Annotated in this window: 12 protein-coding genes; 10 read left to right on the forward strand and 2 right to left on the reverse strand. The window is 43.4% G+C overall.

From position 1 onward, the window contains the following. Window positions 1–34: 34 nt before the first annotated feature. On the forward strand, window positions 35–961 hold the full coding sequence (gene metA / locus OCV59_RS00225; protein WP_147592317.1) for a homoserine O-acetyltransferase MetA: 927 nt from the start codon (window positions 35–37) through the stop codon (window positions 959–961). A 158-nt stretch (window positions 962–1,119) separates the two neighbouring features. Here metA and OCV59_RS00230 read toward each other — a convergent pair whose 3' ends face one another. Then, the gene (locus OCV59_RS00230; RefSeq protein WP_147592318.1) at window positions 1,120–1,902 is read right to left on the reverse strand and encodes a helix-turn-helix transcriptional regulator; all 783 of its coding nucleotides are present in this window, start codon (window positions 1,900–1,902) and stop codon (window positions 1,120–1,122) included. Window positions 1,903–2,182: 280 nt separating this feature from the next. On the opposite strand from OCV59_RS00230, the gene OCV59_RS00235 reads away from it, so the two are divergent. The 9 genes from OCV59_RS00235 to OCV59_RS00275 all read left to right on the forward strand — a co-directional run bounded on the left by OCV59_RS00235 (window position 2,183) and on the right by OCV59_RS00275 (window position 15,180). Next, on the forward strand, window positions 2,183–2,449 hold the full coding sequence (locus OCV59_RS00235; protein ID WP_147592319.1) for a hypothetical protein: 267 nt from the start codon (window positions 2,183–2,185) through the stop codon (window positions 2,447–2,449). Further along, complete coding sequence (locus OCV59_RS00240; protein WP_147592320.1) at window positions 2,446–3,927, forward strand: sodium:solute symporter family protein; 1,482 nt, start codon at window positions 2,446–2,448, stop codon at window positions 3,925–3,927. The genes OCV59_RS00235 and OCV59_RS00240 overlap by 4 nt, the downstream gene beginning before the upstream one ends. A 95-nt stretch (window positions 3,928–4,022) precedes the next feature. After that, window positions 4,023–5,555, forward strand: coding sequence for an amidohydrolase (locus OCV59_RS00245; protein ID WP_147592321.1), 1,533 nt, complete (start codon window positions 4,023–4,025; stop codon window positions 5,553–5,555). Between the two features lie 97 nt (window positions 5,556–5,652). After that, window positions 5,653–7,701: a hydantoinase/oxoprolinase family protein gene (locus OCV59_RS00250; RefSeq protein WP_147592322.1), complete on the forward strand. Its 2,049-nt coding sequence runs from the start codon at window positions 5,653–5,655 to the stop codon at window positions 7,699–7,701. Then, a complete protein-coding gene (locus OCV59_RS00255) occupies window positions 7,701–9,413 on the forward strand; it encodes a hydantoinase B/oxoprolinase family protein (RefSeq protein WP_147592323.1) in 1,713 nt (570 codons plus the stop codon). The genes OCV59_RS00250 and OCV59_RS00255 overlap by 1 nt, the downstream gene beginning before the upstream one ends. A 503-nt stretch (window positions 9,414–9,916) precedes the next feature. Further along, window positions 9,917–11,863: a fructose-1,6-bisphosphatase gene (locus OCV59_RS00260; RefSeq protein ID WP_147592324.1), complete on the forward strand. Its 1,947-nt coding sequence runs from the start codon at window positions 9,917–9,919 to the stop codon at window positions 11,861–11,863. 231 nt (window positions 11,864–12,094) lie between these two features. Continuing rightward, the gene (locus OCV59_RS00265) at window positions 12,095–13,237 is read left to right on the forward strand and encodes an acyl-CoA dehydrogenase (RefSeq protein ID WP_147592325.1); all 1,143 of its coding nucleotides are present in this window, start codon (window positions 12,095–12,097) and stop codon (window positions 13,235–13,237) included. A 20-nt stretch (window positions 13,238–13,257) separates the two neighbouring features. After that, window positions 13,258–14,055 (forward strand): electron transfer flavoprotein subunit beta, encoded by a 798-nt coding sequence (etfB, locus tag OCV59_RS00270; RefSeq protein WP_147592326.1) that lies wholly within the window; start codon window positions 13,258–13,260, stop codon window positions 14,053–14,055. A gap of 15 nt (window positions 14,056–14,070) precedes the next feature. Next, the gene (locus OCV59_RS00275) at window positions 14,071–15,180 is read left to right on the forward strand and encodes an electron transfer flavoprotein subunit alpha/FixB family protein (RefSeq protein ID WP_147592327.1); all 1,110 of its coding nucleotides are present in this window, start codon (window positions 14,071–14,073) and stop codon (window positions 15,178–15,180) included. Window positions 15,181–15,360: 180 nt separating this feature from the next. Here the strand turns inward: OCV59_RS00275 and OCV59_RS00280 are convergent, their stop codons facing one another. After that, complete coding sequence (locus tag OCV59_RS00280) at window positions 15,361–15,954, reverse strand: Maf family protein (RefSeq protein ID WP_147592328.1); 594 nt, start codon at window positions 15,952–15,954, stop codon at window positions 15,361–15,363. Between the last annotated feature and the right edge of the window lie 109 nt (window positions 15,955–16,063).

Genomic DNA, 16,063 nt, shown 5'->3' on the forward strand with positions numbered 1-16,063 from the left:
AAGGCTGAGATAGTGAAAGGGGAGAGATAAACCAATGCCACTGATAATACCTAACGAGCTGCCTGCAGCGGAGGCGCTGCAGAGCGAGAATATATTCACGATGGACAGAGGTCGTGCGGTGACGCAGGATATCAGACCTCTCAAGATCGTAATAGTGAATCTGATGCCTACGAAGATAGCGACGGAGACCCAGCTCGCGCGAGTGCTTTCAAACAGCCCGCTGCAGGTGGAGATGACGCTGGTGACGATGGATTCGCATGAGTCCACGCATATATCGCAGGAGCATATGGATTCGTTCTACAAGACGATCGATGAAATCAAGGATGATTATTTTGACGGAATGATACTCACGGGAGCTCCGGTGGAACAGATGCCGTATGAGCAGGTCGACTACTGGAAGGAGCTGTGCGAGATCTTTGAATTTGCGAAGACTCACGTATACAGCAGCATGTTCATCTGCTGGGGGGCACAGGCGAGCCTGTACTATCACTACGGAATAGACAAGCATCTGCTTGATAAGAAGGTGTTCGGAGTGTTCGAGCATAAAGTCGTAAGACCGCATAATCCGCTGATGAGAGGATTTGACGAGGTGTTTTACGCGCCGCATTCCAGACATACGGAGGTGCTGAGAGAGGATATCGAAAAGCATCCTGAACTCAGGATACTGGCTGATTCGCCGGAAGTCGGGCCTCATATCATATCGACGGAAAACGGCCGTCAGATATTCGTGCTCGGTCACCAGGAATACGACAAGGGCACTCTGGCGGGAGAGTATTTCAGAGATGTGGACAAAGGGCTCAAGATCGATGTGCCTAAGAATTATTTCAGGAATGACGATCCGGAAGAGGATATCCTGTTCAGATGGAGGAGTCACGCCAGCCTGCTTTTCAGCAACTGGCTCAATTATTACGTTTACCAGGATACGCCTTATGATCTCGGCGAACTCAGGAATAAAGGCTGAGAGCGCAACGGGTTCGGGAGTTTTGAGGCTGAAAGCCGGATATATAATAAAGCGTAAAAAATGGGGAATACCGTAAAAAGTATTCCCTGTTTTGCTATTTATCGCCTAAATGGTCCGATCCTTGGCATCTGCGGAAGGAATGACGGTCGCAGATAATGCTATTCGTGCAGATTAAAGAGTTTTATGAGTTTTAATCTGTCCGTTTCATGCGTTTTTTCAAGGATGTGTGTTATGTGTTTTTTTACGGTAGATATCTCGATAGATAATATATTGCTTATCTCTTGATTGTTACTGCCGTTTTTTATCAATCTTGCAATTTCGATTTCTTTGGGCGTGAGCTGATAGGTTTTTTTTAGAAAAAATGAAAAGCTATCAGTTTCGTTCTGCTGATTTGAATGGAAAGCTTCAAGAACAAGGCGCCCCTCTATATGTGGCATCAGCCGGTTGAGCATATACAGTTCTTTATCAGAAAAATCTCCGGATACAGTATCTCTGTAAAAGAAGAGAATGTGTGGGGGTATTGCTTCGTTTATTATATAACAGTCCATACAGTAAATGAGATTTCTTGGCTCAAGAAAAAGGGTATAGAATTTGGATTTGTCACGAAATTGCGAACTGACAATATCAGATTCTCTGCAAACGACTGATTCTTTTGATCCCAGAAGCCATTTTGTATAGTCGTATTTGCCATATATATTGTCATACATGTACTTGTGTTCGTCCATAAATTCGTTGCAGAAATCGCCTACCATTATATAATTTTCGATCACAGCCTCGTGGTAGTCTGCAAATTCCTTGTAGTAACAGAACCCCGCAAGATTAAATGGTATGATTTCTTTTATCAGCTTCAGCACATTTTCTTTAAAAGTGTTGTCGTTTACGGGAAGCCATAATTGCTCTATTATTTTAACAAATTTATTCCATTCTGTATGGTTCAGCATGATTATGAACCTCCTTTAGGTAGTACATGTCTACAACCAAAAGCTAATAGCCAGTTAAAAAATACTACGAAGGGTGGTTGTCGTTTGTTGGACTAATACTATCATATGAGTATATACGATTTCAAGAACATTCAATATATTATGATATATTTTGCAGAGTATCAAAGGTGTAAAGCTAAATGGGGAAATGTCTGCAGGAATGGAAGGGGGTGAAATCAGTTTTAGAAAGCCGTTTTGTCTAAAAATGAACTGTCTGATAAGCAGAAGAAAGGAGAGTATTATGTCGAAAAAAAGAGTAAAGCTATATATAGTTATGGCAATATATTTTTCCATATGGGTATTGTTCATAACTTTTCCGCCGTTTCTTGACGTGATTGATGTAATAGACCCGCATATTATTGGACTGCCATGCTCACAGTTCTGTATTTTACTTGCACCGGTAATGATATGTATAGGTCTGATCACCTTTTTCGTTATCGAAGGAAAATTCGAAAATGAGGAAAGGGCAAATTTTGAAGAAGACAGTGGGGAAGGAGGTGAAAAATGATGCCAGATGCAGTTATAACGATTTCCATAATGATAGGGTATTTCGTGCTAAATGCATGTATCATTAAAGTTTCCACTCAAAAACAGATTGATTTAGAGACATATGCTGTAGGGAACAGATCTTTCGGGGTTTTCCTCAATGCCTTTTCTGTTGTAGGTGCATGGTATGTAGGAGCTGTATATGTCGGATGGGTCGCTACCTCTGCCGACACAGGTGTGTTTGCACAGTACATTATCATATATTCCACAGTAGCATGCATAATACAGTATTACGAGGCAAGACCGGTATGGATATGGGGTAAGGAATATGGACTGGAAACAGAAGGTGATTATATCGCCAAAAGATATGGCAGTCAGAAATTCAGATGGATATTCATGACTATACTGTTTATTTTCTATGCGCCTTGGCTGATTGTTGAAATAAAAGCATTAGGATATATGGTACATGCAGCCACATATTATACTGTAGGTTTCGAAGCGGCTATTATAATCGGTGCAGGCTTTGTAACAGCATATACCTTTTTCGGTGGAGCAAGAGGGACCGCCGTTGGAGGGCTGGTACAAGGTATAACTATGGGAGTGGTAGGTGTCCTGTTCATATACTGGCTGATATATAAGGCTTATGGAGGCATTTTTGATTTGTATGCACTTGTTGAGGAATTCAAGCCGCAGTTACTGTCGATCAGAGCGAACGGTGCCCCATTCTGGACATCTGTAATCATCACATGTGGTGTCGGCGGTTTTGTTCTTCCGGGAATGTTCTACAGGCTATATATGACGGACAGTCCGAGAACTACTAAAAAAGCAGTACTGTTTGCTCCTTTACTGGGAATCCTGATGGGCTTTCTGGTAATGGCTCTGGGACTGGGTGCGAGTTTCAATGAAGGTTTTCCGGAAGACTCTCAACAGACAAGTTTCTGGATGGCCGAAAAGTTTGGCGGACCTGTAGGACTGGGAATATTAGGTGTACTGGGTCTTGCTGCAAGCATGAGTTCTATCGCTGTTTTTATGAATTGCTTTGCGGTAGTGATCTCGAAAGATATCGTTGCGCCTCTCTTTCCTAAAATGGGTAGAGATAAACTGTTTAAAATCGCAAGGCTGTCAACGATAGGTGTAGGTGTTGTTGCGATGATCATTTCGATGTTTGAAGTAGCACAGCTTATGTACTTCGTAATTGCAATCTATGATTGCTGTGTTCAGGCTTTTCCTCTTGTGTTCATTGGCTTGTTCTGGAAAAAGGCAAACCTGCAGGGAGCCATCTCAGGCTTTGCAATCGGTTCTTTCTGGGCTGTGATAGGTATATTTTATCCGCAGGCGATTGCATGGGCAGGAGGCTGGACCGGTGGCTTTATAGGTCTCGTATGCAATACACTTGCTGTGGTAATATGCGGGCTCATATTTGGCAAACAGAGCCATGTAGACGAGATGTTTGAGGTCCTTAAAAATTATAAAGAGCCACGAAGCAGAAAAGCTATATAGAACATAGCATAGCAGAGGCAGGTGATTGTTCAGTGCGTTCATAACTCTTTTTACAGATGATTTTATGAACGCCTGATTTTAGAAAGGAGAGCAGCATGAAATATGATTTGATAATAAAAAATGCAAATATTATTTCTATGAATCCGGAACTCAGTAAGTATAACTGGCTGGCTGTTAAAGAAGGAAAAATAAACGATATAGGCACGGGTGATTTCAATGGCGAAGCGGACAGGATTTTAGATGCTGATGGTGCAACAGTTCTCCCGGGACTTACAGACTGCCATGTGCATGTTTTAAATGCAGGCATAAATTTAAACGGGGTGGATCTGCAGAATTGCCGTAATATAAATGAAGTACTGGAGGTATTAAGGGAAAAATGTTCTGGTGAAGAAGGAAATGGCTGGATATACGGGGTGAATTATGTCCCGCAGAATATAGAAGAAGGCCGCTATCCGGACAGATGGGAACTGGATCAAATATGCAATGGGCATAAAGTGGTTATTTTTGCCGCAACTCTTCATGGCTGTGCGACAAATTCTGCAGGAATAGAGATTGCAGACGTGCCGGACGATTACCCTGGAGTTGAGAAAAAAGATGGGGGTATAAGTGGAGTGTATTTGTCGGATGAATCTTCTTTTCTTGCAACTGCTAATATTCTGGGATCGCTGACAGATGATGAACTTTGGAAAGTCATAGAGGATTGTGCGGATTATGCGGCATCAAAAGGAGCAACTACTATACATGGTCTTTTCGGACAGTTCGTAAAAGATGATAGAGATCTTGATCTTATTCTTGAGAGAAGTGACAGACTTAAGACAGACATGGTTGTGTTCTATCAGACATGGGATGTGCAGAAAGCCATAGATAAGGGACTGCCTAGAGTAGGCGGATGTCTGACTTTAGATGGAGCGCTTTTTGAATATACAATGGCAAATTTTGAACCTTTTGTTACAGCTCCGGCACTCAGAGGAGTTCTGTATCATACTGATGAAGAAGTATACAGAGTTATTTCAGAAGCGCATAAAGCCGGAATGCAGTGTACGCTGCATGCAGTAGGAGAGCGTGCGATAGATCAGCTGATATGGACGTATCATAGAGTGATAAATGAACAGGGAAAGAAAGATCTGAGGCATAGAATAGAACATTTCTGCCTTCCTACAGATGAGCAGATTAAAATGGCGGCAGATCTGGATCTTATTATTTCGATGCAGCCGGGCTTTACATACACATGGGACAAAAAAGATGGCGGAGAGTTTGCAATGATTCTCGGACGGGAACGCGCTGACAGATGGGATCCTTTCAATAGAATAATAGACGCAGGGATAACTATCTGCGGAGGTTCGGATTGCCCTGTCACAGCAATAGAACCGCTTGTCGATATAGCTGCCTGTGTCAACGGTGATAATCCGATAAGGAACATTTCGGTAACAGATGCGCTGAGAATGTATACGACAAATGCAGCTTATGCAGCAGCAGCGGAAGATATCAAAGGAAGTCTTGAAATAGGAAAGCTTGCAGATATCGTTGTAATAGACAGAGATCCGTATGATTACCCTGACAGCAGAGAACTTTACGATATGAAAGTTTTATATACGATAAAAAATGGTGAAGTGATTTTTGAGGCTTGATTTTATAATTTCAATAATTACTTTCGAAACTTTGATGGATTTATTTTTGCCAATCTGTCGGTGATAGGCTGTTATTTGTTAATAAGGAGGATAAGATATGACATATAAAGTAGGAATAGACATAGGAGGGACCTTTACCGATCTGTTTGCATATGAAACAGAAACAGGCGAATCTCTTTGCATCAGCACACCATCGACACCGGAGAATTATGCCAATGGTGTTATGGATGTAATAGAGAAAGCCGGAATAAGGCATGAAGATATTACTCTTATCGTGCATGGAACAACTGTGGCAACCAATGCAATGATAATGAAAGCATATGCAGATACTGCGTTCGTCACTACTGATGGAATGCGGGATCTTGTGGAAATCGGCAGGTTTCACCGGAAAATTCTGTATGACCCATATCAGAAAAAGCCTGAGCCTATAGTGCCGAGGTGCAATAGGTTTACAGTAAGAGAGAGGATCGATAAAGACGGGGGTATTCTGATACCTCTTGACGAAAAGCAGGTACGTCAGGTTGCAGAAAAAATCAGAGAAAAAGACATAAAGACCGTATGCGTAGGATATATGAACTCATATGTGAATAAAGAGCATGAACACAGGACTGCAGAGATCTTAAAAGAGGAACTTCCGGAAACATATATAGTATCATCAGCAGACATACTGCCTGATATCGGTGCACTCGGCAGATTTACAACAGGAATAATAAATGCTGCACTTTATCATCTTGTAAGCCGGTATATAGAAAACCTGGAAGATCGTTTAAGGGCAAAAGGATTTGGTGGAAAACTGCTGCTGGTACAGTCTAACGGAGGAGCGATAACGTCAGAACTTGTAAGAACGAAACCGGAAACACTTCTTATGTCAGGTCCTGCAGGAGGTGTTGTAGGTGCGCTCTCTATAGCGAAAGTTTCAGGACATGAAGATATCATCACTTTTGATATGGGAGGAACGAGCACAGATATTTCAATAATAGAAAATGGTAAACCGTTTATGACTTCAGACTTTGAAGTAGACTGGGACATGCCTGTACCTATACCTCTAATTGAGATAACATCAATCGGAGCCGGCGGCGGAAGTATAGCATGGGTGGATTCAGGCGGAGTTCTGAAAGTCGGTCCCAAAAGTGCGGGTGCATATCCGGGCCCCGTATGCTACGGGCTTGGCGGGACCGAACCAACGGTATGTGATGCAAATCTGGTGCTGGGATATCTGGATGAAGAGGAATTCCTTGCCGGAGATATGCGGCTTGATATCGAAGCGGCAAAAGCAAGTATAGAGGAGCTGGGAAAAAAGATCGGGCTTGGAATGCTGGAAACTGCGAAAGGGATCCTTGAAATAGTAAACCAGAATATGTCGAATGCTGTAAAAGAGATAACGATAGGAAAAGGAAGAGATCCGAGAGATTTTGTGCTTTCGGCATTCGGAGGAGCAGGATCGATGCATGCGGCAGCATGTGCGGAAAAAGTCGGAATTCCTGTGGTTATAGTGCCTCCGGAACCGGGCAATCTTTGTGCATACGGCGATATCAATATGGATCTTCATAACGAAGTGGAGCGTTTTTTCTACAGCAGTCTGTATAAACTTGACATAAACGATATAAACACGGCATTTGCAGATATGGACGCAGAAGGTACGGCACTGTTGCTTTCACAGGATGTTCCGATCAAAGAAAAAGTCATAAAGCATATTATTTCCATGAGGTACAAAGGTCAGAGCTACGAACTGGAAATAGAGTGTGAAGCTGATCTCATTACTGAAGAAACAGTAGAAAAGCTTGAAAAGGATTTTCATGCCGCACACAAGAAAATATACTTTGTAAATGACCCTGGAAGCGAGGTGGAGATCACGAAATTAAGGACAACGGTTATAGGCGTTATTGCAGAAGAAATAAATATACAGGATGCATATATATCAGACTCTGATGCTGACATAAAGCTTGTAAAGGCATACTTTGATGATGCTGAAACATCGACGCCTGTATATCAGAGGGATTTTACAGGAAGCGATATCACTATTTGTGGTCCTGCGATAATAAGAGAAAAAAAATCTTCGACGATAATACCGCCGGGCAAGATATGCAGAGTGGATGAAAGTACCAGGAGCCTGATAATTGAAGCAGAGCAGGAAGGAGGCATATAATGAAAAGAAAACTGGATCCTATTACATTCGAAGTAGTGAGAAGCACTTTTGATTATATAACCAAGATGATGTCGCAGACGCTGCAGAAGATCTCTTTTTCACCTATTATGTACGACCAGGTGGATTTCTCAAATGCGTTGTTTGATGACAAGGCAAATCTGATAGGGCAGACTACAAATGTTCCCGTGCATCTTGCAGCCATGCATCACTGTGTGAATGCTGCAGTAGAAGCTTTTGAAAACGATTTCAATGAGGGAGATGTGGTCATCCTGAATGATCCATATCGGGGAGGTACTCACAATATGGATGTAACGTTTGTTACACCGCTGTTCTGGGAGGGGAGACTTATAGCGTATGCCTGCAGCAGAGGGCACTGGCAGGATATGGGAGGAAAAGCAGCATCTTCAGAATCTCCGACAGCAGTTCATATAGCAGAAGAAGGGTTACGTCTTCCGCCTACGAAAATATTTGTAAACAGAGAGCCTGTAACGTGGCTTATAGATATCATAAGAAACAATACACGCGCGCCGTATTTTATAGACGGGGATATAAGAGCACATATGGGAGCGCTTAATACAGCGGAGAAATATTTTTTCGAGCTTGTGGGAAAATACGGCGAAGAGACAGTAAGAGCCTGTATGAAAGAAGCTCTTGATTATACGGAACGCAGGACAAGAGCAGCCATTGCCAACCTGCCGAACGGAGTATACACAGCGGATGATTATATAGATGCTGACGGTGTAAATAACGAAGCTATTTATGTCAAGGCAACTGTGACTATAGAGGATGAAGATATTACTGTCGACCTGACGGGGAGCAGCCCTACGGTAGATGGTCCTGTGAATTATCCTCTGGCGGGAACATGCTCCGGAGTGTATTTCGGATTGAAGTTTTTCCTTGATCCTGATGCTCCTCCGAACGCAGGTATGTACAGACCTATAAATATTGTAGTGCCTGAAAATACAGTATTCAATCCAAGATGGCCTGCACCGGTATATTATGGAAATCTGATAACAAGCGAAAAGGTCGCAGATTTGATATGGATGTGTCTCGAAGAGGCTATACCGGAAAAGATAGTAGGAATGCCTTATGCGGATTGCAATCCTATATCATGGGGGATCGTAGATGCTCGTCAGGGTGTTTCAGACACATTTGGAGAACTGCCTCCTGGCGGCTGGGGAGGAACTCCGTTTGGAGATGGTATGAATGCGACATACAGCAGGCATGGGAATTGCATGGATTTTACTCCCGAACAGATGGAGCTTTTGTATCCGGTGATATGCACAGAAAGAGAATTCAGAACTGATTCTGCAGGGGCAGGAAAATACAGAGGAGGACTGGGGCTCAAAGTAAGCTGGAAATTGCTGCAGAATGCTACCATGAATGTAGGCATGGGCAGAAGCAGATTTGGACCTCCGGGTGTATGTGGAGGCAAGGACGGAAAACCGAGTTCGGTGATACTGAATATGGGCACAGAAAAAGAGAAAGTTATTGGAGGATATACGAAAGATCACCAATATCTGATGACGATGTTCGATAATTATCCAATGAAAGCAGGCGACACAGTAACTATGATCACCCAGGGGGGAGGAGGTTACGGAGAACCAAAGGAAAGAGATATAGAGATGATAAAAAAGGATCTGGAAAACGAGGTGATATCGGAAGCAGCTGTGAAGGATGATTATGGCTGTGATAAATTAGTAGCTGTATGATCACGTCTTTGACACCTGATTGACGAAAAAGCCTGCTGTCCATTGGTATTACTGGGATAGCAAGCTTTTACCCGTTCATCGGAGGGTGATTTCTTCAAAGGAAATAATAGCCGGATAAGATGGCAGGCTGAGACGCCTGCTGCCTGTCCGGCGTTTTTTTATTCTGAAATACTGTCTGAGATAGTTACAGATATTCACAGGGCGGGCATGGCAGTTAAGCAGGACAGCCTTTAATGTGTCAGTTTATTCGGGGCAAGGAAGCAGAGAAACACGACAGAAAATTTGATATTCAGTGAAATCAGAAGGATAGAGGAAAATAATTCAAGGAGATAATTCGATGGGCCTGATCGCGTCGGCGGGTGTAAAAGTGGCGAAAAAGGCACTGCATTACAGAGTCAGTGTTTCGTTCGTGATGAGCATACAGCCGGATGCATTAACATGTTTCAAAACTCCTCATTATGTTGTATAATAACAGAGAATGAATTAAATGAGGAGGATGTGTCATGATTGACCAGCATTTGCTTAGGCATCTGTCTAAGAAATATCCAAATGTAAAAGCGGCAACGGAGGAGATCGTCAACCTGAATGCGATACTTTCGCTGCCTAAAGGAACAGAGTATTTTTTAAGTGACCTGCACGGCGAACATGAAGCTTTTATACACATGCTGAAAAGTGCGTCAGGTGTCATAAGGTCCAAGATAGAAGAGATTTTCGGACCTGATCTCACACGAGACGAGAGAGATGAACTCGCGGCTCTCATATATAACGCTGAAGCGGAGATAAAGCGAAGAAAAAAGAGCGAGGAAGATTTCGACAAGTGGTGTAAGATTTCTATTTTCAGACTGGTCATGGTCTGTAAATCCGTTACGAACAAATATACAAGATCAAAGATAAGAAAAAGGCTGCCGAAAGAATATGCCTATATACTGGACGAACTGCTGCACACCGCAGACGAAGCCAACAAGGGAAATTATTACGGTCAGATCATAGCGACGATCGTCGACTGCGGCATAGCTGAGGACTTTATAATAGCATTCACAGATGTCATTAGCTCCCTTGCGGTGGACAGGCTGCATATCATCGGAGATATATGGGACAGAGGTTCGCATCCGGACGCGATAATGGATTTCCTGATGGAGTATCACGATGTGGATTTTCAGTGGGGAAATCACGATATCGTATGGATGGGCGCAGCTACAGGAAACTGGGCGTGCATGACAAATGTTCTCAGGATGAATATCAGTTACAATAATTTCGACATGCTTGAAATCGGCTACGGCATCAACCTGAGACCGCTGGCGTCGATGGCTCAGAAGATATACGGAGATGATCCGTGTGAATTCTTCATGCCGAAGAAGCTCGAGGAGAACAAGTTCGACCCGATAGACGATCTGCTCGCTGCGAAGATGAACAAGGCGATCTCCATCTGCCAGTTCAAGGTGGAGGGGCAGAGGATAATGGCACATCCGGAATACGGCCTGGAAAACCGTCTGCTGCTCGATAAGATCGATTATGAAAAGGGCACTGTCCAGCTCAGAGACGGGGTTTTCCCTCTCAGAGACACGAACTTCCCTACTATAGATCCGGATGATCCGTACAGGCTTACAGAAGACGAGGTCAATGTGCTCAACGCGCTCGAGGCGTCTTTTGTCCAGAGTGAAAAGCTGCAGGCTCACATAAAGTTCATGTACAGCCACGGTGCGCTTTACACTATAGTGAACGGAAACCTGATGTTCCACGGCTGCATACCTATGGATGAAGACGGTAATTTTGAAAACTGTACTGTAAACGGCGTGACGGCATCCGGCAAAGCGTATATGGACTTCCTGGATTCGGAGCTCAGAAAGGCTTATTTCAGTCCTGACGAGTCCGGAGAGACAGGCAGGTCCGGAGATCTTATGTGGTATCTGTGGCTCGGCAAGAAGTCGCCGCTTTTCGGTAAAGATCAGATGACGACTTTTGAAAGATGCTTCGTCGCAGACAAGAAGACGCATAAAGAGCATACGGTGCCGTATTACAAACTCATAAACAGAAAAGACATATGTGAAAAGATTCTCATGGAATTCGGTCTCGACCCGAAGAATTCGATAATACTCAACGGACATGTACCTGTTAAGATCAAAGATGGTGAAAGTCCTGTCAAAGGCGGAGGCAAACTGATAGTCATCGACGGCGGTATGTCAAAAGCTTATCAGAAACAGACCGGTATAGCAGGGTATACTTTCATATTCAATTCGAGATTCATGGCGCTCGCGGAGCACAAGCCGTACAGTCCTCTTCAGCCGGATGGTACACAGGAGTTCCATTCGCCTGTTATCAGAACTGTCAAGACCCTTGAAAAGAGAATGCTCGTAAAGGATACGGACCTCGGCAAGGAGCTCCAGCAGGAGGTAGACGAGCTCAAAGAGCTTGTAAAGGCCTACAGGACGGGACGTCTGAAAGAGAAGTAAAATAAATAGAATTGTGTGGCATTAATCATAAACTTGTCATAAATGCCGTACAAATACAGGCAAAATTTATAATTGAAATAAATATGAATAATTTGCTTAAAAACAACTTGAAATACCCACTAAAAAATGTTTTAATGGGTAATGTAGATTGTTACAAACATAACGACTTGCTGTGATAAACACAGCAAGGATATGATTAAAAACGTTATTAGTAATTAAGGAGGCATGTACATGAACTTTCAACTAACGAAGGAGCAAGAATTCGTAAGAAAAATGGTAAGAGAGTTTGCCGTAACAGAGGTTGAACCTTTAGCTGCGGATATCGACAAGGAACACAGATTCCCTGTTGAGACTGTAGAAAAAATGGCAAAATACGGTCTTTTAGGCGTACCATTCCCAACAGAAGTTGGCGGAGCAGGCGGAGATCACATCTCATATGCGATCACTGTTGAAGAGCTTTCAAGAGTATGCGCATCAACTGGCGTTATCTGCTCAGCTCACACTTCACTCTGCTGCTGGCCTATCTTCAAGTATGGTAAACCAGAGCAGAAGGCAAAGTATCTCCCGGATCTTCTTTCAGGAAAGAAACTCGGAGCATTTGGTTTAACTGAGCCAAACGCAGGAACTGACGCATCAGGTCAGCAGACAAGAGCAGAAGACATGGGCGACTACTGGCTTCTCAACGGAGCTAAGGTGTTCATTACAAACGGCGGATATGCAGAAGTATTCGTAGTTATGGCAATGACTGATAAATCAAAGGGAAATCACGGAATCAGCGCATTCATCGTTGAGAAGGGTGACGAAGGTTTCTCAATCGGTAAGACAGAAGACAAGATGGGTATCTGCGCATCTTCAACTACTGAGCTTATCTTCCAGAACTGCAAGATTCCTAAGGACAGACTTCTTGGCCAGTTAGGAAAAGGCTTCAAAGTTGCAATGTCAACACTGGACGGCGGACGTATCGGTATCGCTTCACAGGCTCTTGGTATCGCACAGGGAGCTCTTGATGTAACTGTTGAATACATGAAGGCAAGAAAGCAGTTCGGCAAGAAATTATCACAGATGCAGGCACTTCAGTTCACAGTAGCTGAGCTGGCAACTGAAATCGAAGCTGCAAGACTTCTCGTATACAAAGCTGCAGACATGAAGGACAAAGGCCTTGCTTATGGTCCTAACGCTGCAATGGCTAAGTTATTTGCTGCAGAAACTGCAATGCACGTAACTACTAAGTGCGTACAGCTGCACGGCGGATACGGATATACTAAGGATTATCCGGTAGAAAGAATGATGAGAGACGCTAAGATCACTGAGATCTATGAAGGTACTTCAGAAGTTCAGAAGATGGTTATCGCCGCATCAGTTCTGGGTAAATAATATATTAGGAGGGAAAAAACATGGCTTTTAAAGTATTAGTATGCGCAAAACAAGTTCCTGATACAAATGAAATCAGAATCAACCCTGAAACAGGAACATTGATCAGAGATGGTGTACCTAGTATCCTCAATCCGGATGACGCCAATGCTCTGGAAGAAGCGTTAAAGATTAAAGATAAATTTGATGATGTTCACGTTACAGTAATCACCATGGGACCTCCGCAGGCTGAAGCTATGCTGTTCGAATGCATCGCTATGGGCGCAGACGAAGGTATCCTCGTAAGTGACAGAGCTGTAGGTGGTTCAGATACATGGGCTACTTCAAATGCAATCACTGCTGCTATCAAAAAGTACGGTGAATTTGACATGATCTTTGCAGGACGTCAGGCTATCGACGGAGACACTGCACAGGTTGGTCCTCAGATCGCAGAAAAATTAGATCTTCCACAGGTTACATATGTTCAGAAGTTCGAAATCAGCGATGACAGAAAGAAAGTAACTGTAGAAAGACAGCTGGAAGACGGATACGAAGTTATCGAAATCGCACTTCCTTGCATGCTGACTGCAATCAAAGAATTAAATACACCTAGATATATGTCGATTTCAGGCATCTTCAATCCTGAAAAAGATATCAAGGTTTGGAATGCTGCAGACATCGAAGTTGACCTTACAACTGTAGGTCTCAAGGCATCCCCTACAAACGTATTCCGTTCATTCACACCGAAACCAAAGGGCAAAGGCGTTATGCTTGACGGAGATTCTGAAAAGGATCTGGCAAAGAACCTGCTTATCAATCTTAAGAAGAAGCACGTTATCTAAGGAGGGAGAAAGAACATGTCAACAAATTTTGCGGATTATAAAAATATCTGGGTATATGCAGAACAGCGTGATGGCAAGTTGATGAACGTGGCACTCGAACTTATCGGCGAAGGTCACAAGTTATCAAGAGACATCAGCGCTGACACAAAAGTTTGTGCTCTGATCGTTGGTAACAACGTTGGACATCTGGCACAGGAATGCTTCGAATACGGTGCTGACCAGGTTTACCTTATCGAAGATCCATTACTCGAAAACTTCACAACTGATGGATATACAAAAGTTATTTCAGACGCTATCGTTGAATACAAGCCTGAAATCGTAATGTACGGTGCTACACACATCGGAAGAGACTTAGCACCAAGAGTAGCAGCAAGAATGGATACTGGTCTTACTGCAGACTGTACTCACCTTGACGTAAAAGTTGCAAACTACATCAAGTTCGCAGAAGAAAACACTACTCTGAACACTTCAACTTTAGACCCTGCAGATCCTGACACTGGATTAAAGATGACAAGACCTGCATTCGGCGGTAACTTAATGGCTACTATTATCTGCCCTAGAACTAGACCGCAGATGTCAACAGTAAGACCTGGAGTTATGCAGAAGATGGAAAGAATGGAAGGTGCTACTGGCGAAGTTATCAACGTTAAGCCTGTTATCACTGAAGCTGACATCAGAACTAAGATTGTTGAAATCGTTAAATCAGCTAAGGAATTAGTTTCATTAACTGATGCTGACATCATCTGCTCAGGCGGAAGAGGTCTCGGCGATGCTTCAGGTTTCGAACTGATCAAGCAGTTCGCTGACAAAGTTGGCGGAGTTGTTGGTTCATCAAGAGCAGCTGTAGATGCTGGATGGATCGATCACTCACACCAGGTTGGACAGACTGGTACTACTGTAAAGCCTAAAATCTACTTTGCATGCGGTATCTCAGGAGCTATCCAGCACCTGGCAGGAATGCAGACATCAGACATCATCGTTGCTATCAACAAGGATCCTGATGCTCCTATCTTCGAAGTTGCTGACTACGGTATCGTAGGCGACCTCTACAAGGTAATTCCTGAAATCATCGCTGAGTGGGACAATGCTGAAGCACTGTTCGATGCAGCAGAAAAGGAAGCGTAAGCTTTACAGCTTTTAAAGCGGACGAGTAAAATCGTATAATGAAATCAAAGACCTCAGACTTGAAAGAGTCCGGGGTCTTTTTGTATAAGGAAAACCCCGCGTTTAACGCGGGGTTCCGTTTTGCTGTATAAAGAAAACATGCATTAAATGTGGGTCCCTGTTGGCACTCTGCACCTATAGCTATAGCTTCAGTAATGCAGCTATCCTTTCCCATGGAAAGCCCACGACATTGTCATAGTCGCCTTCGATATGGTCTATGTATTTTCCAAAAGTGCCCTGGATCGCGTAGCCGCCGGCCTTGTCGTAGGGTTCTGCGGTATTTACATAAGCAAGGAGCTCATCATCGCTGTAGTCTTTAAAAAATACGGAGGTCGTTTCGTAAAAGCATTCTTTTCTCTTAAATGACTGAAGCGGCGAGCTGCTTTGAGCGGAGCCTGTTTCGAGGATGCATACCCCGGTGATGACATGATGGGTATCATTTCGCAGCTCATGCAGCGTATGGAATGCATCGCCACTGTCGTGCGGCTTTCCGATGATCTGCCCTTTATATTCCACGATTGTATCAGCCGATATGTAGATGCTGTCCGGTTTATAGTGCAAAGTCGCTGTGTGGACGGCTTTTTTGAAAGCAAGGTACATGACCGAAGCTTCGGGTGTCATGTAAAAGGGCAGGTTTTCGTTCACGTCTGCAGGTCGTATTTCCGGATCGAGTCCGTGATCCTTCATTATTTCTATCCTTCTCGGTGAGCCGGATGCAAGTATTATATTTTTCATAGGCAGATCCTCTCTTTCATTTATCCTGAAAACGGTGTCGTTTTTGGAGATACCGATATTATTATTTTGATATTTTTCTGTTTTTCGGTTTATTATAGCACAAATGGAA

This window comes from Brotomerdimonas butyrica (assembly GCF_025567305.1).
Taxonomy (GTDB): Bacteria; Bacillota; Clostridia; order Peptostreptococcales; family Anaerovoracaceae; genus Lentihominibacter; species Lentihominibacter butyricus.